This window comes from Salipaludibacillus keqinensis (genome assembly GCF_003226325.1).
Lineage (GTDB): Bacteria > Bacillota > Bacilli > Bacillales > Salisediminibacteriaceae > Salipaludibacillus > Salipaludibacillus keqinensis.
On record NZ_PDOD01000003.1, the window covers coordinates 303,500 to 323,211 of the forward strand.

Here is a 19,712-nt window from a genome sequence, read left to right on the forward strand (position 1 = left end):
ACGGTCGTAGATCATGTGGAGGTGAAAACAAATGTCATCAGCAACAATAAAGAAATTGGAAAAGAATTTTATGATTGTGTTGTTGGTCGTTGGTGGGATCATCATATCTATTCCATTTATGTGGATGATATTGAGTTCTTTTAAACCATTGAACGAGGCCGTACAGATGCCGCCGACTTTTTTACCGCAAAACCCGACATTTGAAAACTATATCAATCTCTTTACAAACCTGAACTTCGGGATCTATTTAAGGAATACACTCATCATTGTTTTCTTTTCTTTTATTGGTCTGATTTTCAATGGTATGGCGGGATACGCCTTTGCAAAGTACCAATTTAAAGGAAGAAAAGTCATTTTCTATACCATTCTTGCTACAATGATGATTCCAGGACAAGTGACGATGATTCCCGTGTACTTAATTCTCAACCAAATGGGATTAACGAATACAATGACAGGGATTGTGCTACCTGGTTTGGCGGTGGCCTTTAGTATTTTTCTATTCAGGCAGTTTATGCAAACCATACCCGATGATTTAATAGAAGCTGCAAGATTAGATGGTGCTGGAGAATACTATATATTCTTTAAGCTTATTATTCCAATAGCTAAACCAGTGTTTGCTGTTCAAGCCATCCTAACATTTATCGCAGCATGGAACAGTTTCTTGTGGCCGCTGATTATTGCAAGTGACCAAAGGTTGTATACATTATCTGTTGGACTAGCGCTCTTAGAAGGGCAACATTCCAGTAATTTTGCTTTACAAATGGCAGGGGCAGCATTTATGGTCGTTCCGATCGTCATTATCTTCGCCTTTTTTCAAAAATACATTATCGAAGGTTTTACCATGTCAGGGCTTAAATAAATGGCAAAAAAACACTAATCTGATTAGTGTTTTTTTGTTAGGTGTTATAGCGACTGTGTAGAAAATGAAAGACAACCTTCCCCCAAGCGCTTATCCAGCCAAACCACTAAAATGTACTGTACATTTTCAAATTTTCCCAATTACATTTATACAGAATATTGTGACATAATGTTACAAGAAGCAAGTATTAAAAAGAGGGTGATCCGATTGCCTAACCGTGTAAATTCTTCTAAAACAAATATCATTAATAAAGTTAGGAAACTGCTCCGCGTCAGTTTATTAACAAAAATGGTTGGCTTGATGAGTATATTGGTCACAACGATGATTCTTGCTCTAGGGTTTTATTACAATCAACAATATTCTGATCAGGTATGGGAACAGTCGGGAGAACGAGCGTTAAGTGTCGCATTAAGTGTGGCGTCGATCCCAGCTGTTCGTCACGCTTTTGAAGACGAACATCCTGAAGAAACGATTCAGCCTATTGCTGAAGATATTAGGGTTGAAACTGGAGCGGAGTTTATTGTAGTCGGAAATGATCAAGAGATAAGGTATTCGCACCCTTTAGAAGACAGAATTGGCCATCGAATGGTTGGTGAGGATAACGACCGTGCGTTGCTTGAGGGTGAATCATATGTTTCACGAGCAGTTGGTTCATTAGGACCTTCCATTCGCGGGAAAACTCCAGTTTATGATGATGACGGGGAAATTATTGGTGTAGTATCCGTCGGTTTTCTTCAGGAAGATATTGAATTAACAGCTGGTAATTTCTTATCCGATACTTGGGTAATTATTGCCGGTGTATTAGGAATCGGATTTATTGGGTCATTTCTAATCTCTTTTCATGTAAAAGAATCGATCCATGGTTTGGAGCCTGAAGAAATAGGAAAGTTATTTAACGAAAAAGAGGCCATTATGCAATCGATTCATGAAGGGATGATTGCTATAGATGAACAAGGTAACATATCTATGATTAATCAAAAAGCTAGAGAATATCTTCAAGTAGAGTCAACCAATGCAAAACTGATAGGTGACCCATTGACCGATATTTTACCGAATACTGGTTTATTAAACGTTGTAAGTACAGGAAACCCGGATTTTAATAGTGAGATGTGGATTGGAGAGGAACACTTTGTTGTTAATAGGGTGCCAATTTTTAGTGATAATGAAATTACCGGTGCTGTAGCAACCTTTCGTAATCGGACAGAAATTCGTGAATTATCGCAAGAGCTTTCCCACGTGAAAGAATATGCTGAAGGATTAAGAGCGCAAACCCATGAATTCTCAAATAAACTGTATACAATTTCCGGATTGCTTCAACTTAAAAGAATTGATGAAGTCATTGAATTCATTGATAATGAGTCTAGAGTACAGCAGGAATGGATGCGCTTTCTAGTAGAAAATGTCTCTGACAAAATCGTAAGCGGGGTCTTGTTAGGGAAATTGAACCGAGCCATGGAAATCGGTGTGAACATGACATTTGATAAACATAGTAGCCTATTAGAGCCTCTGTTAAAAAGACAAAAGGAAAACATCGTAACCATTCTAGGAAATGTAATTGAAAATGCCGTCGAAGCTGCAAGTTTAAATAAATCAGAACAACCTCATGTTCATCTTACTTTCACCGATATTGGCACTGAATTTATATTCGAAATTGAGGATAACGGACCAGGAATCGTTCCAGAAAAACGAGAACAAATCTTTCAAAGAGGTTTTTCGACAAAATCCAATTCGAAACATCGTGGAGTTGGCTTAGCTTTAGCAGCTACAGCAGTAAAAGATCTTAATGGTTCTATTTTCATTGAAGAAAGTAATTCAAACGGAACGTGTTTTGTGATTGCTTTGCCAAAACAGTCTGTTTACAAAAAGGGGGTGATGTGATGTCTTCAAAAATCACGTTTCATGTTTTAATTGTAGAAGATGATTTCAGAGTCGCTCAGATAAATCAAGCTTTCGTAGAAGTGATCGAAAACTTTTCCGTAATGTCTGTTGTGAAAACTGGGGCAGAAACAAAGGCTTTCTTGCAGTCTAACCAACGTGTGCCTGATGTGATCTTGCTAGATATTTATATACCTGATGTAACTGGTTTGGAACTCCTTTGGTATATTCGCAGCAACTATCCTGAAATTCAGGTGATTATGATAACAGCAGCAAACGAAACTGCCACCATTCAAGAAGCTTTGCAGGCTGGGATATTTGATTACATTATGAAGCCAGTAAAAAAGGAACGTGTAGAAAATACTTTTCAGCGGTTAAGAGAAGAAACTCAATTACTTTTAGATCAGGAAGCCTTGTCTCAAGAGGAATTAGACGAATTAAGGTTTGGGAAGAAAGTCCAATATGAGACGGTTATCACAAATGATGAGGATTTACCTAAAGGGATAGACCCGTTTACGTTAAAAAACATTTGTCAGGCATTACAGGAATCAGGGGATCAAGGACTGACAGCGAGTGTAGCTGCTAAGTCGACTGGAACGAGCCGATCTACTTCGCGCCGTTACTTAGAGTATTTAATTTCCGTTAACGAAGTCCGCGTGCAAATGATTTACGGTGATGTTGGCCGTCCGGAAAGAAGGTATTTCATCTAAAATAGAATTCCCATTTACAAAACGTGGATATGTTCAAACGAATTTATTTGTGTATTTTACCGTTTTCAACTCGTAAACAAAATGAACAAAATACAACTTATGATCAGAATATTTAATCTTCTGTATATTCAGATACTATGAAACTAGTTCTTCATAAATCTGATTACTACAGGAGGTTTTTTTATTGAGACATTTATGTAAGCGTTTTATTTATGCCGCAGGAGTTTCCGGAATGTCATTTGCACTCTTAACGGCATGTGGTGAACCACCGGATGACCCTACAGAAGAAAATAATAATGAGGCAGAAGCTGAGAGTAATGCTGATGGAAATCAATCCAATGATACAAATGAGGTTGCTTCCGATTGGGAACCTGAAAATGACGTAGATTATATTGCCCCTGCAGATGCTGGGGGAGGATGGGATACACTCATTCGAACAACTGCTCAGGTGATTGACGAAGAGGATTTAGCCCCTGTCAATTTCGCTCCCCAGAATATTCCTGGGAGTGGTGGTGCAATTGGATGGGCTGAAGTAGCTGGACATGCTGGTGAACCTCAACCTTTATTCGCAGCGAGTCCGCCTATTATCCTTGTCCCATTAACGGAAACTTCGCAATATGATCACACGGATTTCACGCCGGTAGCCAATTTAATTACAGATTATTCAATTGTTCTCGTTCAGCCTGACTCAGAATTCGAATCAGTTGTTGATGTTTTTGAAGCAATCGAAGAAGATCCACAATCTGTCTCTGTTGGAGGAGGCTCAGCTGCGGGAAGTATGGATCATATTTCTATGGCTGGGGCAGCTGCAGAATTTGGTGTGAATGCAGCAGATGTGAACTATGTACCGTTTTCTGGTGGAGGAGAAGCAATGACAAATCTTCTCGGTGGACACGTGGATGTGGTCATTACAGGAGTAGGGGAATCGACTGGACAAGTAGAATCAGGTGAACTCCGGCCTATTGCGTATTCTTCTGAAGAGCCAATCGAAGTGTTAGCTGACGCTGGAGCAGAAACATTTATCGAGCAAGGAATCGATTATACCTTCGATATTTGGAGAGGCATTATGGGCCCACCTGATATGCCGCAGGAAGCTGTGCAATATTACGAAAACATGTACGCAGATATGATGGAAACATCGACTTGGGAAGGACAAGTGGAAAACCTTGGCTGGATTAATAACTACCAGAACAGTGAAGAGTTCAGTGAGTTCCTTGATGAGCAATTTGAGTTATTTGAAGATGTCCTAACAGAAATTGGATTAGTCGAGTAATAGATAAATTAAGGAGGATAGCGGCCCTGCTTCCTCCTTGTTCTTTTATATACGAAACACATTTGTTAGAAAGGAGACCTTATTTGTGGATACATTAAAGAGGTTCAGACCAAATCAAATCATATCCGTTATCTTATTTCTCTTTTCCATATTTTATATCGTCCTTGCCTATCAAATACCTGGATATGCTTTACCGCGGCCGGTAGATGCTGATTTATTTCCTAAAGTTCTAGGTTTTTCTATGGTAATTCTCTCTATTGCTCTGTTTTTTGAACGGGATCGTCCCGTTGATAAAGAATCTGAATCTGAAACCGAAGATCATCTGTCTCACGAAACAGAGGAGAAAGAAGAGAAGAGGCGAGAAACTTTTTGGGAAAAGGCAGAGACGCAGATTGTGGTCACTGCGGTTGCCATAGCGGCTTATATATTCTTGCTTGAACGAGCCGGTTTTGTCTTAACGACATTGGTATTTGTTTACGGCATGACATGGTTTTACGGATATAAAGGCCATTTGGCAAATATCATTGTTGCCTCGATCATTGGTTTTGGATTTTATTTTTTATTAACTAGAGGACTAGGTGTTTATTTACCCCCTGGGTTACTACCGTTTTAAAGAGAGGTGTTTAAGCGATGGATGCGTTTGAGAATTTATTATATGGTTTTGAAATTGCCCTTCAACCTGAAGCATTACTATTTGTGTTAATCGGTGTAGTGGCAGGAACAGTCATCGGAATGCTTCCAGGATTGGGACCGATAAGTGCGCTCGCTTTAATGATCCCAATAACTTATGGGATGGATCCAGCGATCGGAATAATATTGATGGCAGGAGTTTATTATGGGGCTATTTTTGGCGGGTCTACCTCTTCCATTCTATTGAACGCACCTGGGGTTGCTGGTACTGTAGCTACTTCCTTTGATGGCTATCCATTAGCAAAGCAAGGAAAGGCCGGAAAGGCATTGGCCATTGCAGCCTACTCTTCATTTATTGGTGGAACAGTCAGTATTGTTGGGCTTATGTTTATCGCCCCATTGCTAGGAAGGGTCGCAGTAAGCTTCGGTCCGTCAGAGTATTTCGCTTTAATGGTGTTTGGTTTGACAGCTGTAGTTAGTTTGTCTGAAAAATCGTTAATAAAGGGATTAATTGCTGCTGTTTTTGGTGTGATGGTATCACTGATGGGAATGGATCTTCAAACAGGCACAGCCCGGTATACATTTGGAAATATTAATTTGCTTGATGGGATCGATTTTCTAATTGTCGCACTAGGTGTTTTTGCATTAGGGGAAGTTTTTGTCTTGTTGAAAAAGCGATCAGGAGCAGCGAAACAAAATTCCTTAGGTTCTTTGAAATTAACAAAGCAAGAAGTGCGGGAGATCGCTCCACCGATCGGAAGAAGTTCGATTCTAGGGTTCTTTACAGGAGTTCTTCCTGGAGCAGGTGCTACTATTGGATCTTTTCTTGGATATACAATGGAAAAAAACATTGCAAAAGATGGGAATACATTTGGAAAAGGAAACATAAAAGGGGTAGCTGCCCCGGAAGCAGCTAATAACGCAGCTAGTGGCGGATCTTTTGTACCATTATTAACTTTAGGTGTCCCGGGATCAGGAACGACTGCAGTCTTACTTGGAGCTCTTCTCGTTATGGGGATTACTCCAGGTCCGTTAATGCTTGAAGACCGGCCGGATGTATTTTGGGGAGTCATTGCAAGCATGTATATCGGGAACATTTTTCTATTAATTTTAAATTTACCGTTAATTCCTCTTATTTCTAAAATTTTGAATGTTCCACGGGCGATGTTGCTTTCTTTAATCATCGTGTTTTGTATGATTGGTGTCTATGGTTTAAGCTTCAATCCGTTTGATCTTATGCTTGTTCTCATTTTCGGATTAATTGGATTTGCTATGCGAATGTATAATTTCCCAGCAGCTCCGTTGATTTTAGCGATGATTTTAGGTGCGATTATGGAAGAAAATATGCGGAGAGCTTTACAAATTTCGTCAGGCGATTGGATGATTTTTGTAGATAAGCCTATTTCGCTAACTTTATTAATTATGGCTGCCCTTTCGCTTCTTATTCCATTAGTCATCCGTGTTATTAAATTTATTAACAGAAAGAAAGCGTGATAGTAAGGTTATAAATAATTATTACTGAACCAAACGTTATTGTTGGACTGGAATGGAGTTGAGTGCTGTGATTAGAGCGGGGACCATTGTAATTATTGCCCTTGCAGTAGGTTGGATATTCAATTTACTTCAAGTACCGGCAGGGTGGCTTCTTGGGGCATTGCTGACGGGATTATTCGTAGGTCTTACCCGCTCTAATGTAAACTACGATGGCTGGCCCTTTAAATTGGCTCTTTCTCTCGTTGGAGCGAATATTGGTCTTCTCATGAATAAAGAGTTGTTCGGGATAATAGGATTATACTTAGGTCCCTTGTTAATCACCCTACTCTTGACACTAATAAGTGGTTTTTTTCTAGGCTGGCTGCTATTTCATTGGTCAAAAATATTAGATAAACGAACCGCTTTTTTCTGTTGTATTCCAGGCGGTGCTTCCGAAATCATTAGTGTAAGCAGCGAATATGGTGCTGATGAGAGAATAGTTGCGGCTTTTCATACTGCTAGAATTACACTGTTTGTTTTATGCATACCGTTTGTAGCTGGAATTTGGAACAATACGAATGGAAATGAACTAACGGAAGTGGCTTCTTATTCACTTTCGTATGAACTTATCTTGACTTTTATAGTAGTTATGACCCTTGCTACCGTTTTGAACCGTTTATTTAAAGTGCCTGCAGGGGCCTTGCTGTACGCGATCGCTATGGGCTTTATTTTTGGAGAATTTGTCTTTCAAATCGAGAGAGTTCCAAACTATATCGGCGGTATCGGTCAAGGATTAATTGGTGTTATGGTCGGTGTGAGGTTTGACAGAGAAACCCTGGTGCGGCTAAAGCGAATTGGAACGGTAAGTATAAGTATTTTAAGTATCTATTTAGGAATCAGTTTTATTTCCGGGTACGTCTTTTGGAAATTAAGTGACGTAACATATATCGTAGGTTTATTAAGTGTGGTTCCAGCTGGAGCAGCAGAAATGTCAGCCACAGCTTTCGCACTGGAGCTTGAACCTACATTAGTTGCCAGTCTTCAGATCATCAGAGTGATCAGTATCTTTGTAACCCTACCGTTATTAATTTGGTTAATAAATAAATTACGATGAGAGTACTGTAAGATAATTCCTACTAGAAAAAATTAATGTATGAGAGGCCCAAAAAATGTAGTTGTCCAGTTCAAACCACGCAAGTTGTCCTTCTAGACTTGAAAATCCCAATTCCAATAAACAAATCATTCAAAGAGATAGTATAGAAGATTTTACTGTACAGTGCTATAGCGTATAACTAGAAAATTAAAGGTAATCCTACCCCCATGACGAAGGTGTAGTGATAGGAGATTTTACATTTAAGGAGTGAACGAACTGTGCAAACATCTCATGACATTCAAATAACGAGAGACGTAAAGGTACCGATGAGGGATGGTGTCCTGTTGTCTGCAGACATTTATCAACCGAAGGCTGAAGGGGAGTTTCCGGCCATTGTCGTGCGAACACCATATGGAAAGACGACCGATCAGTCTCATCAAACCGGCTGTTTTTTTGCTGAAAATGGATATGCCATCATGTATATGGATGTAAGAGGACGAGAGGATTCTGATGGGGAATTCATTCCGTATCGAAACGAGGGCATTGATGGCTATGACTCTATCGAGTGGATCGCAGCACAGCCATGGTGCATGGGAAAAGTGGGAACTCTCGGTGGTTCTTATTTAGGCAGGGTGCAGTGGCTCACTGCGTTACACAAACCACCTTCCTTGAAAACGATGATTCCGCTCGTAACCCCGTCCGATCCTTTCGTTGAATGGCCGACGGGACTGCCCAATCCACAGCATATTTGCTGGGTTTACCGGACCAGTGGACGTGTTCAGCAAAACCTTAACGTAGTGAACTGGGCGGAGGTTTACGACCACTTACCGATGATCGAGATGGATGAAAAAACCGGACGACGATCAGAACAATGGAAAGAAGAAGTCCGTCATTCTTATTTGGATGACTATTGGAAGCACCTTTGCTACCAAGACAAATTTGATCAAATCGACTTGCCTGTCTTACATATTTCAGGGTGGTACGATGATGAACAAATCGGGACACCGCTGAACTTCATTGGGATGACTCATACCGATGAATCTAAAAAATCTAAGCATCATCAACGATTGCTCATGGGACCGTGGCCTCATCAAGTGAACAAATCAACCACGTTTGGCGAGCTTGAATTTGGTCCCACGTCAATCATTGATATGCATCAATACCAGCTTCGGTGGTTTGACTACTGGCTAAAAGGGATTGACAATCAGCTCATGGAAGAGGCCCCAGTGCAGATTTTTGTAATGGGTGAAAACAAATGGCGACAGGAACAAGAATGGCCGCTTGCTAGAACGGCCTGGACGAAATATTATTTGCACAGTGACGGAAATGCCAACAGTTTATTTGGTGACGGGACGCTGTCAGCAGAGAAACCAAAAATAGGAGAGCCGGAAGAGGACCATTACCGTTATGATCCGAGTAACCCTGTGCCATTTATTACTGAGATGATTTCCAGTCAAATTGGCGGGGCTGACGATTATTCAGCCATCGAACGGCGTGATGATGTTCTCGTTTATACCACAGAAAAACTGACAGAGGACTTGGAGGTTACAGGGCCTGTCACAGCGGAAATATATGCATCAACCGATGGACGGGACACAGATTTCATGGTAAAACTGTTGGATGTTTGGCCAAGTGGCTATGCACAGCGATTAACTGATGGAATGGTGAGGGGGCGTTTTCGAGAGGGAATGGAGACTCCGAAGCTTCTCGAACCTGGAGAAATCTATCCGTTTCATGTAGACTGCTGGAACACGTCCCATGTCTTTAAAAAGGGTCATAAGATTAGAATAGAAGTGGCATCAAGTGCCTTCCCAAAGTATGACCGGAATCTAAATACCGGTGACGAACTAGGTGTCACATCTGAAATGAAAACGGCTAATCAGACGATCTATCATAATGAACAGCATCCATCGGCGATTGTGCTACCGGTGATTCCTAAACGTTAACATGAAAAAATGTCCCCTGCATACGATAGCAGGGGACATTTTTTAGGCTACAGTGCCGGTTGCATCAGATGATATAATGCCTCTAGTTTGTAGAATTTGTTTTGAACTCTCATCAGCGGGACGGTAACCTTTGTCTAATAGTTCCTTGATATTAATTTTGTTATAAACGAAAGAAAATATGATTCCAGGAACCCATGCTCCAAACCCAAATGTGAATACTGAAACAGCAACTGCTGTAATAAACATAATGGCAGCCCATTTCAAGTCTCCTCTAAAAAGGGCTGGAAAAAAGCCAAAAAATAGCGTTGTCCAACTAAATCCTATCTTAATTTCTTTTAAAACTCCAGCGTCATTCTTTAGTCTTACGTGCATGCTTGACCACTCCTTATATTCTATCGAAATTCATGATAATTATACTATAAAAAATAAATAATGAACATTATTTTCCAAAAATAATATAAATATAGGTATTAAGTATTGTTTCTTAGGGTGGTAGTTTTTATCCTGAAAAAACTTGATTTATATCTAAATCAAAGAGGATCAATAGTATTTGAAAGCTACTATTCGCAGTTGTATATGTCTGTTTAAATCTTCCTTCATACGATGTATAATTATCAGATACAAAGAGGGAGGCTGAATATGTTTTGTCGCAAATGTTTAGTCAATATACATAAATCAGATGAACAATGCTCGAATTGTGGTACGGATCGATCATTATTTCGAAAAGGAATCATTCTTGCGAGCGCCTTATTTTTACTGGTCATTCTTAGTGGAGCCTACCTATATCAAAGTATTCCTGGGAATACAGCTACTACCGACCAACAGACCGCTTCCTTTTTAGCTGAACGGTCAGAAGGAAAAAAAGAGATAGGATCATTTGAAGTGCCTGTTTTTATTGAAGTGAGAGAAGTAATGAGAGAAGAAGAGATTGCTGCTCGCACAGAAGAGGCGATCGAGGAAGCGCAAGAAACGGTATATACAATTGCTACTCCAAATGAACAGGGTTCAGGTTTTCTCTATAGTGAAGATGGCATCGTCCTCACAAGTGCCCACGTGGTCAGGGGACATGATCTGATCACCGTTGTAGATCAATCAGGAGATATTTATGAAGGAAGGTTGCTCGGCTCCTCCGATTACATGGATATTGCTGTTCTAGAGGTAGAAGAATTCAAAGGAACAGAGCCATTTGAATTAGATACCAGTCAAGAATTTGATTCTGGTGAAGAGGTTGCAGCCTTGGGAAGCCCTAAAGGTGTGCAAAACACTGTCACAGAGGGGAATATCACAAACACTCGTTTAAATTTAACCATTGATGAGTATGAGTACGAAGATTTATATGAAATTTCAGCAGGTATCGTTGAAGGGAACAGCGGGGGTCCACTGTTTTCCATAGAACATCACTGTTTTATAGCCATAAATGCCGCGAAAAGTTTAGATGATCCCACCATTGGCTACAGTGTTCCCCTTTACAAAATTGAAGATTTAATTGATGAGCTGAAAACAGAGGGATGAGGTAGTTGGTTCCGCGAACCGAGGTTCCAGGAACTGAAGTTCACGGAACCAACGTCACCGGAACCAACGTCACCGGAACCAACGTCACCGGAACCAACGTCACCGGAACCCCATCCACTGCACCGTAGCTTCAATCTCCCTTTTCTTTTAACGATTGAAGGGTATTAATGGTCACATGAGTCATGCATTCTACCCCTATTTTCAAGGCTCGTTCATCGATATCAAACTCAGGATCATGAAGAGGTCGCTGGACGGTCCGAGATGGAATAGCTGTTCCGAGCCAGTAGTAGGCACCGGGGTATTTCAATAAGAACTTTCCGAAATCCTCTCCACCCATACTTGGCTGAATATCGGGAGTGGCCTCTTCCCCTAGTGTTTGTTGGGCTGTGCTTTTCACTAGTGAAGCCCACCGTTCACTATTCATCGTGGCTGGATAGCCATCTAAATATTTGACCTCAGCGGTGGCCCCCATGGAGGTGGCGATCCCTTCAGCGATTTCAGACATTTTCTGTTTAATCATTGTTTTCACGTCATTTTTGTACGTACGAACGGTACCTTCAAGAGTCACTTCCTCAGCGATCACATTGTAACGGGTGCCTCCCTGAATTTTGCCGATGGTAACGACGGCTGACTCTAGGGGATCGGTATTACGACTGACGAGCGTTTGTAGCCCTGTAATAACTTGGTTAGCGGCTATGATGGCATCATTTGTTTGATGGGGCATACTGGCATGGCCGGAAGACCCTTTAATGGTAATCGTAAATCGGTCTGAGTTCCCCATCATCGCGCCTGGACGTACACCGATTTGACCCACAGGTAAATCAGGCCAAACATGCTGGGCATAAATCGCGTCTGGTTTGTACTTATCAAAGACGCCGTCTTCCATCATTTTCGACGATCCACCCCTGGGCGCATCTTCCTCAGCTGGTTGAAATACTAGTAAAACAGTTCCTTCAAGTTCATGTTTGTATTTATTTAATAGGATTCCTGTCCCAATGAGCATAGCTGTATGCGCATCGTGACCACAAGCGTGCATTTTATTGTCGGTTTTGGACACGAAAGAATGATCATTTTTTTCGAGAATGGGTAGGGCGTCAATATCTGCTCTTAAGGCCACCGTCTTTCCAGGATGGTTCCCTTTAATGACGCCTAACACACCAGTGGTTGCATACCCCGTCGTAAAAGGAATCTGTTCTTTTGACAGCAGGTTCTGGATTCGTTTGGACGTTTCGAATTCTTCATGACTGAGTTCCGGGTTTTCGTGGAGTTCTCTGCGAATGTCAATCAGTTGGTCTTCGATTTTGTTTAATTCTTCTTTTATATTTTCTAAATTCATATTCCTCACACCTTCTTCAAAACTACTAAAAAATGAATCGCTATCCTCTTTCCTATTCTCTACCCCGTTAATCCAAAGATGGTAAGCGGAAGCGGCACTGGGCATGAGAAAATAGGTATGTACTTAGACTTTAGGCAGTTCACCATCATGTTCACCTCTAGTGACATTTTACCACAGTGCCGTCCAGTTACCTTTTAGTCCAGTCTTCGCCCAAATCATCGACCATTTATCAAAAAAATAGCTGCTTAAACCGATAATCTGTGAAAAATAGGTCATTTATCTTTTGATTTCAAGAATGATTTAGCTTTACCCTGTATAATAGAGGGTGCTACTAGAATCTAATAAACTGAGAAATAGAGGTGATCGGCCAATGTTTGGACAATCCTTTTTAGGAAAAATAGAGACACATCTTGTGTCAGATGATTATATGGTTAGACAATTTGTTCTGGATATTCTTGACTCAAGTTTTATCGGGACGGAAAATACATTTATGCTTGGTCTTGAAGCCAATGAAAAGAATCGCAGGGATCGAGATTCCAGCGAACATTTAACGTATCTTAAGCACTTGCCCATGCCAGAAGAAGGAATGAGGCACTTGTTGCTAGCCTTACGCCAGGAAAATCTTCCATCAGATCAGGCGGACGGGTACATAAGGTTATTAAACCATGCGGATCCATGTCTGGCTCAAAAATTGAAAGAGGATCTTTCGGCCGTTTTAAAAGAAAAAGGGTTGAACGTAAAGAATATGTCGTTCTACACCGACCTTTGTTCAGACCCAAATGATGTTATTTCGCAAAAACTACAATACGTGATTAAAAACCTTGAAACGTCTAAATCCTTTAAAAAAGATGTTTATTTACTAGGGAAACAAATCATGGAAATGATCGCAAGACGAGGCTTTCACGGTCCAAATGAGTTGTTGAACAGCATAAGGAAAATGCGGAAGAAACCTACTCTCAGTTTCCAAGACTTATACTACCTTGTTTTAGCAGGGCAGATGGAGACGGAAGTGGTCGTTCCAGATATGGTCGCTTTAGTTCCTATTCACAAATCAAACGAACAATTCTTGGAGGAATTCGCCGATGCCATGGTGAAAATAGGCACAAACCGAGTGGTGGACGCCGTCCTACCTCTTTTAGATGACAACGAAGTCCGGTTTCATGCTATCGATATCATCGGAAAAATCAAGACGGATTATGCCCAACGAGTGTTATTAGAAGAATTCAGCAGAGAAACAAGAGTGGATTCTAAAACGCTGATCGCCGCCTGTTTATGTGAACAACTATCAGCCCAAGCGATACCTATGATCGAGTCCTTTATCGAAGAAGGGTACGAAAAACGACTGCTAACCTTAGAGGGACCTTTGTATTGCAATTGTTTGATTAACGGAATCAATCATCCGAAGCTACAGCAATGGAAAGAAATCGCCGGTCACGAAGGGTATTCATCAGAACCAGAACCTGAAGCCGACTTAGACTCGGTCGACCTCCCTAGCAACGAAGAAGATGTGGCCATAGAGGTAGCGAGCGAACCTTCTCAGTCCGATATACAAGAAGAGAAGATTGAAACCAAAGAAGCTCCTGACCAGAAAAAACCAGAGAAAAAGAAGAAATCATACCTTGAGCTACTTCTAGAAGCGGAGTCTAAATCTACATCTAGACTTGCTTTTGAAGAAGAACCAAAAGTACAAGAAGAATCATATTCAATAGAACTTGAACCTCAAGATTTAGAAGATCAAGCAGACACTGACGTCCAGTCTGAACTCGTTAAAGAGTTGGCTTCAGAGGAAGAAGCTCAGGCAGAAGAGGTCGAGTTCGGGAGTGAAGCATCTTTTGATGAAGAAGAACAGCCACAAGAGGTTGATTTAGAGAGTGAAGCTTCTTCCGATGAAGAAGAACAGCCACAAGAGATTGAGTTCGAGAGTGAAGCATCTTCTGATGAAGAAGAACAGCTACAAGAGGTTGAGTTAGAGATTGAAGCATCTTCTGATGAAGAAGAGCAGCCATCAGAGGTCGAGTTAGAGATTGAACCTTCTTCCGCTGAAGAAGAGGAACCATTAGACATCCAGTTAGAAAGTGAAGTTCGTCCTGATGACATGGAAGATGAAGAATCAACTGGAATCCAAAGCGACGAAGTAGAAACGAAGGATGAAGAAGTCATCCATACACAAACTGCTCATCAGGAGGAAGTCCAAGAACCTACAATGGGAGACAATCCTGAAGACGAGATGGAGAGTCAGTTAGAAAATGATCCGATATTGGAAGAAAAAGACGAAGATCTAGAAGATGAAAAGTCGGAAACTGAGGTATCAACTGAGGACTCAAATTCTGAATTAGAGTTGAGAGATGAAGGAATCACCCTATCAGAAGCTACTCAACAGAATTTGGATCCAGTAGCTGAAGATGCCCCTTTAAACAAGAAAGAAGAGATCGAAAGTAAATCAAGTAATGATCAGATTTGGGTAGAAAAGAAGGGAGATGAGCAAGAGGAAAAGCAAGACTCAATTTCAACCGACGACTCAATTCCACCGCTAACTACTGAGTGGGAAAGCGCCGAACATGGAGAGTTAGACCAGTCGGAAACGGCGTCATCCTTGGAGACGGTCACCCCGTCTGATGAAAAGAAACCGAAACCTGCAACTCAACCTGAACAGACACCCGTTTCTTATGAAGAGATCAAGGCAGCTGTTGAAAGACTATACAGAGCAGGGGAACAATCCCAGACGCGGAGAAAACAAGTGAAAGTCGGACGAAATGATCCTTGTCCTTGCGGAAGCGGAAAAAAGTATAAAAAATGTTGTATGTAAATGGAATACCTATGCCTGCCAAGGAAAAGACCCCTTGGCAGGCATTTTTAGATTAGTGGAGCGGGAGGGGGACAGGCCGGATGGTGCTAGGTAGGTGCTACCAGTGCAGCACCTGTAGCATGACTCACCCACCACCTCCCCAATTCTTTTCGTCCGTCGAAACAAATAATTATACACTGCTCCCTGTTATTGTTAGAATGTCTTTATACGTTTGAGCAAGAAAGAGGAGTGAATAATATGTTAGATAAACAACCCAACAAACACATAGATGACATACCTGTATCTGTCCTAGACTTATCACCTGTTATTGAGGGGAAGACGGCTCAAGATGCATTCAAAAACACGGTCCACTTAGCTCAGCATTCCGAAAAGTGGGGTTATCATCGTTATTGGCTTGCAGAACACCATAATATGCCGGGCATTGCCAGTGCAGCAACATCTGTCTTGATCGGTCATGTGGCACAAGCCACGTCGACGATTCGAGTTGGATCTGGTGGTATTATGTTGCCAAACCACGCTCCATTAGTCATTGCCGAGCAATTTGGTACGTTGGAATCCTTGTATCCGGACCGTATCGATCTCGGATTAGGACGTGCTCCCGGAACGGATCAACGAACAGCTGCCGCTTTACGAAGAGGGCATGGAAGCACGGGCGATGATTTTCCAGATCAGCTTCAAGAATTGAGAACCTACTTCAATCCAGATTTAGCAAAAGGAGTTTTACCGGTTCATGCCGTGCCAGGAGAAGGACTGAACGTTCCGATTTGGCTGTTAGGTTCAAGTGGATTTAGTGCTCGTCTCGCTGCCCGTGAAGGACTGCCATTTGCTTTTGCCAGCCATTTTTCGCCGGAAAATACGATCCCAGCTTTGGAACTTTATTATGATCAATTCCAGCCGTCCGAAGATACGAAGGAGCCTTACGCAATGGTCGTAGCGAACGTCGTAGCGGCCGATACACAAGAGGAAGCGGAATACTTGGCGTCATCGATGGAACAGCAATTCTTGAACTTAATTCGCAATACACCATCGAAACTGCAACCACCCGTCAAAAATATTGGAGAGTTGTCCAGTGATTATGAAAAGATGATCCTTAAAAAACAATTCGGATCTTCCATCGTTGGAACGAAAGAAGTTGTACGAGAAAAGCTCCAGCAATTTTTAGAAGAAACGGGTGCAAGTGAAATGATGATTCATTCGCAAATTTACGATCATGAAGCCCGCCTCCGTTCCTTTGAGCTCGTAGCTGAGGTTACTGGAAATATTCGATAGAAAATAAGCCTCACCAAGGTCGCCCATGGCCACTATGGTGAGGCTTCATTAATGTCTTTAAGAAATGACGATCCCTCGTACATAAACCCGTTCAATCTTTAAATCAGCATACGATTCATTCAGGTCTTTTTTTATTTGAGATTCAAACCAGAGGAGGCCTTCTTGTCCATTGAGGGCAGAGCGGTCAGATCCTGAGATGACTTTTGTGATCGTATGTTTTAAAAAAGATTGACCTCGAGACAATGTCTCTACATTTGACCCATCTTCCACAACAATAGAAATAGAAAGTCGAACAAATTGACCATTATCGAGCATATAACCATCTTCCTCAAGGTGATACACCCTTTCCCATTCTTCCTCACCTGTCAAGTCTTCATAGGCCGATAAGATAGTGTCGTTTGGAATAACTAAAAAAACGACGGCTATGAGAAAAAATAAAAACACTGAAAGGCTACCAACGATCAAGAGAGATTTTCCTCGTCGTTTGCTGTTCTTCTTATTATTGCTAGATTTTTTACTTCTATTTTCTTTTGCCCGTTCTATGGCTTCTTCTGCATCCATCTTCATCACCAACTCCCATCAATATTCTTTATGATGGTTAAGTATAGTATAATTCTTTAGTCCTGTATACAAAGAGCTTGTTTAATCTGTAAGTATCATTATTTTTAAAGTGAATCAAGTTAAATAGTCCTACTTTATAGAAAGGGAGTAAACATTGTTAATAAGAGAAAGTGAAAGTTAGCTCTCTTTTTTATGTTGTTCTTCAAAAAATATCAATCAATTAAAAAACCATTTTATGGTATAATTTAACTAATGATATCATCTTAAACTGATAGATTACTTATCAAACCGAATAGCTATCTCGGAGTAGTGAGAAACACTATCATCATCGATCGTGATTGCATCACATGTTGGACTGAATTTTAATCAGTATTAAGAATTTAATTACGTCACCTTTGGGGAGTTTGCTAATGTATGTAAAAGGTAGAATTTTTTCAGTCATATTAGTCTTCATCATTCAGAGTGCATATATTTTCTATTATTTTCAAAGAGATGGATATATCAGTTTAGGGGGATGGCTTGGCTATCCACTTTTACTCCCCATTGGATATTGGACAGGGTATCAATTTGATAAAGCGAAATTTTTCTCGGAAAAAGACAGTTTGACTCACTTATATAATCGGCGTTTCATAGAGCATCAGTTTCAAAATTATTCCCAAAAGGCAAAACGAAATGGGGAAAGATTATTTGTCCTTTTGTTAGATTGCGATAAGTTCAAGAGAATTAACGACAGATGGGGACATGCCGCGGGAGATAATATATTAATTGAGGTAGCTAAAATACTCCAACAAAAAGAAGAGAATGTTTTCGCTGCAGCCCGATGGGGAGGGGACGAATTTCTAGTGGTCGGCTCTTGTGAGGATGCGCAAGAGGTAGATAAATTAAAGGAGAAACTAAATAAAAAATTTTCACTTATTAAGATTCCAAAGATGGAGGGACCTTTCTCTATATCCATCGGTGGAGCTGTTCAATGGTCTGACGAATCCAATGTTCAAGAGGTCGTTAAACAGGCAGATGCAAAAATGTATGAGCAGAAAAGTTTGAATAAAAAACTAAATGATTCGACACTTACAAAACTTAAATGACCACTCCCTTTGACAACAAGTACAAAGAGACTGGTGAAAATTCCGCTTTGTGTCCGACGCAATCTTTGCCCCTCTCATATACGGATAGAATGGAACTATTTCTAAGTATAGTGATTCATGTATAATTATAGGAAAGAAACCATTTACGTGTAGGGGGAAGAGGATGTTTTGTCAGCATTGCGGAACTCAGATGAAAGAAACGGATGAAACTTGTCCTCAGTGTCAATCAAAGCAACCTCCTTCATGGAAAAAATTTGTTGTATCGGTATTCCTGATGTTAATTGTAGGCATAGGGGTAGGTATAACCTCCATAACTACTTATCAATCAGCAACGGAAAAGACGCCAGTCGTTGGCATGGAAGTGACTCATTTAAAAGAAACGTATAAAAGATCCACTTTGTTTCAAACACCCTATTTCATTGAAGTGAGAGAGGCTCCTAGAGATTTGACTGAAGTGATTGCTGATGCACAGCATTGTGTATACACGATCGTCACTTGGGGAGAGCAGGGATCTGGTTTTCTTTATAATGAACATGGAATGGTCGTAACGAATGCACACGTGGTTCAAGGAGCCGAAACTGCCACAATTATTACTAAGAACGGGAACGAATACGAAGGAACTTTACAAGGATCGTCCAACCGTTTAGATATTGCTGTTTTGCATGTGGAGGAATTCGAAGGAAGAGAGCCTTTTCCAATGGAAGTAGACGAACCTTTCAGAACAGGTGAAGAAGTGGTGGCACTTGGAAGTCCCGGTGGGGTTCATAACACTGCTACCATTGGACACATCACAAATACAAATCGGGATTTATGGATAGGTCATTACGAATACGAAGATTTATATGAAATTTCAGCTAAAATTAGTGAAGGAAACAGCGGAGGACCGCTCCTCGCAAAAAATCATGAAAAATTCATTGCAATTAATGCAGCGAGGAATTTAAATGATCCTTCCATTGGTTATAGTATTCCCCTTTATAAAGTTAAATCTCTCATTGATGACATGATTGCCGGGGAAGTATAGAATGAAATGACATAAAATGATATTCAAATCAAGAAACAGGTTAAGCAACTGTTTCTTTTTTAAAATGTTCTATTCTAGATAGCAGTGTCCATTTATCGTCCATTTTCCAATGGTAATGTCTCTATGATTCCTTCTAGAATAGAGATGGAATCTATCAAACTTATTGATGGAATTTCTACTGCGGCTTACCGAAATAATCTATCTTAGAAGAGTTAAAGTTTATAAATAGTAATCATATGCTTGTGACGAATGGTGGGGGAGGA

15 protein-coding genes and 1 pseudogene are annotated in these 19,712 nt (G+C 40.8%); 13 read left to right on the forward strand and 3 right to left on the reverse strand.

Annotated elements, in window-relative coordinates; genetic code table 11:
• Nucleotides 1–31 precede the first annotated feature (31 nt).
• From CR194_RS13670 to CR194_RS13705, 8 genes are all read left to right on the forward strand, one after another.
• Nucleotides 32–859: a carbohydrate ABC transporter permease gene (locus tag CR194_RS13670; RefSeq protein WP_110610242.1), complete on the forward strand. Its 828-nt coding sequence runs from the start codon at nt 32–34 to the stop codon at nt 857–859.
• Nucleotides 860–1,066: 207 nt separating this feature from the next.
• Nucleotides 1,067–2,737, forward strand: coding sequence for an ATP-binding protein (locus CR194_RS13675; protein WP_233254367.1), 1,671 nt, complete (start codon nt 1,067–1,069; stop codon nt 2,735–2,737).
• The gene (locus CR194_RS13680; protein WP_110610244.1) at nt 2,737–3,444 is read left to right on the forward strand and encodes a response regulator; all 708 of its coding nucleotides are present in this window, start codon (nt 2,737–2,739) and stop codon (nt 3,442–3,444) included. Before CR194_RS13675 ends, CR194_RS13680 begins: the two co-directional genes overlap by 1 nt.
• Before the next feature lie 184 nt (nt 3,445–3,628).
• Nucleotides 3,629–4,717, forward strand: a complete 1,089-nt coding sequence (locus CR194_RS13685) for a tripartite tricarboxylate transporter substrate binding protein (RefSeq protein WP_110610245.1) — start codon at nt 3,629–3,631, stop codon at nt 4,715–4,717.
• 85 nt (nt 4,718–4,802) lie between these two features.
• Nucleotides 4,803–5,330, forward strand: coding sequence for a tripartite tricarboxylate transporter TctB family protein (locus CR194_RS13690; RefSeq protein WP_158282270.1), 528 nt, complete (start codon nt 4,803–4,805; stop codon nt 5,328–5,330).
• Nucleotides 5,331–5,347: 17 nt separating this feature from the next.
• Nucleotides 5,348–6,841, forward strand: a complete 1,494-nt coding sequence (locus CR194_RS13695) for a tripartite tricarboxylate transporter permease (protein ID WP_110610247.1) — start codon at nt 5,348–5,350, stop codon at nt 6,839–6,841.
• A gap of 67 nt (nt 6,842–6,908) precedes the next feature.
• Nucleotides 6,909–7,934, forward strand: a complete 1,026-nt coding sequence (locus CR194_RS13700) for an AbrB family transcriptional regulator (RefSeq protein WP_158282271.1) — start codon at nt 6,909–6,911, stop codon at nt 7,932–7,934.
• Nucleotides 7,935–8,191: 257 nt separating this feature from the next.
• A complete protein-coding gene (locus CR194_RS13705) occupies nt 8,192–9,859 on the forward strand; it encodes a CocE/NonD family hydrolase (protein ID WP_233254368.1) in 1,668 nt (555 codons plus the stop codon).
• 42 nt (nt 9,860–9,901) lie between these two features.
• Here CR194_RS13705 and CR194_RS13710 read toward each other — a convergent pair whose 3' ends face one another.
• Complete coding sequence (locus CR194_RS13710) at nt 9,902–10,231, reverse strand: DUF2628 domain-containing protein (protein ID WP_110610249.1); 330 nt, start codon at nt 10,229–10,231, stop codon at nt 9,902–9,904.
• Nucleotides 10,232–10,498: 267 nt separating this feature from the next.
• Here CR194_RS13710 and CR194_RS13715 point away from each other — a divergent pair, with 267 nt between their 5' ends.
• The gene (locus CR194_RS13715; RefSeq protein ID WP_158282272.1) at nt 10,499–11,371 is read left to right on the forward strand and encodes a S1C family serine protease; all 873 of its coding nucleotides are present in this window, start codon (nt 10,499–10,501) and stop codon (nt 11,369–11,371) included.
• Between the two features lie 130 nt (nt 11,372–11,501).
• Here CR194_RS13715 and CR194_RS13720 read toward each other — a convergent pair whose 3' ends face one another.
• Complete coding sequence (locus CR194_RS13720; protein ID WP_110610251.1) at nt 11,502–12,707, reverse strand: M20 metallopeptidase family protein; 1,206 nt, start codon at nt 12,705–12,707, stop codon at nt 11,502–11,504.
• Nucleotides 12,708–15,432: 2,725 nt separating this feature from the next.
• Between CR194_RS13720 and CR194_RS20735 the strand changes: the two are divergent.
• Nucleotides 15,433–15,513, forward strand: a pseudogene (locus CR194_RS20735) (SEC-C metal-binding domain-containing protein); the annotation flags it as partial.
• A 237-nt stretch (nt 15,514–15,750) separates the two neighbouring features.
• Nucleotides 15,751–16,782 (forward strand): LLM class flavin-dependent oxidoreductase, encoded by a 1,032-nt coding sequence (locus tag CR194_RS13730; protein ID WP_110610252.1) that lies wholly within the window; start codon nt 15,751–15,753, stop codon nt 16,780–16,782.
• A gap of 57 nt (nt 16,783–16,839) precedes the next feature.
• On the opposite strand, the gene CR194_RS13735 is transcribed toward CR194_RS13730, so the two are convergent.
• Entirely contained in the window at nt 16,840–17,349 is a 510-nt protein-coding gene (locus tag CR194_RS13735; RefSeq protein ID WP_110610253.1) for a flagellar basal body-associated FliL family protein, read from the reverse strand.
• A gap of 404 nt (nt 17,350–17,753) precedes the next feature.
• On the opposite strand from CR194_RS13735, the gene CR194_RS13740 reads away from it, so the two are divergent.
• Both CR194_RS13740 and CR194_RS13745 read left to right on the forward strand, forming a co-directional pair.
• Nucleotides 17,754–18,428 carry a GGDEF domain-containing protein gene (locus CR194_RS13740; RefSeq protein ID WP_110610254.1) on the forward strand — a complete coding sequence of 225 codons (675 nt, stop codon included), beginning with the start codon at nt 17,754–17,756 and terminating at the stop codon, nt 18,426–18,428.
• Between the two features lie 163 nt (nt 18,429–18,591).
• Nucleotides 18,592–19,449 (forward strand): trypsin-like peptidase domain-containing protein, encoded by an 858-nt coding sequence (locus CR194_RS13745; protein WP_110610255.1) that lies wholly within the window; start codon nt 18,592–18,594, stop codon nt 19,447–19,449.
• Nucleotides 19,450–19,712: the final 263 nt, after the last annotated feature.

Coding starts and splice junctions, on each gene's coding strand:
- CR194_RS13670 (WP_110610242.1), top strand. CDS start 32: ATGTCATCAGCAACAATAAAGAAATTGGAAAAGAATTTTATGATTGTG.
- CR194_RS13680 (WP_110610244.1), top strand. CDS start 2,737: ATGTCTTCAAAAATCACGTTTCATGTTTTAATTGTAGAAGATGATTTC.
- CR194_RS13695 (WP_110610247.1), top strand. CDS start 5,348: ATGGATGCGTTTGAGAATTTATTATATGGTTTTGAAATTGCCCTTCAA.
- CR194_RS13710 (WP_110610249.1), bottom strand. CDS start 10,231: ATGCACGTAAGACTAAAGAATGACGCTGGAGTTTTAAAAGAAATTAAG.
- CR194_RS13715 (WP_158282272.1), top strand. CDS start 10,499: ATGTTTTGTCGCAAATGTTTAGTCAATATACATAAATCAGATGAACAA.
- CR194_RS13720 (WP_110610251.1), bottom strand. CDS start 12,707: ATGAATTTAGAAAATATAAAAGAAGAATTAAACAAAATCGAAGACCAA.
- CR194_RS13730 (WP_110610252.1), top strand. CDS start 15,751: ATGTTAGATAAACAACCCAACAAACACATAGATGACATACCTGTATCT.
- CR194_RS13735 (WP_110610253.1), bottom strand. CDS start 17,349: ATGAAGATGGATGCAGAAGAAGCCATAGAACGGGCAAAAGAAAATAGA.
- CR194_RS13740 (WP_110610254.1), top strand. CDS start 17,754: ATGTATGTAAAAGGTAGAATTTTTTCAGTCATATTAGTCTTCATCATT.
- CR194_RS13745 (WP_110610255.1), top strand. CDS start 18,592: ATGTTTTGTCAGCATTGCGGAACTCAGATGAAAGAAACGGATGAAACT.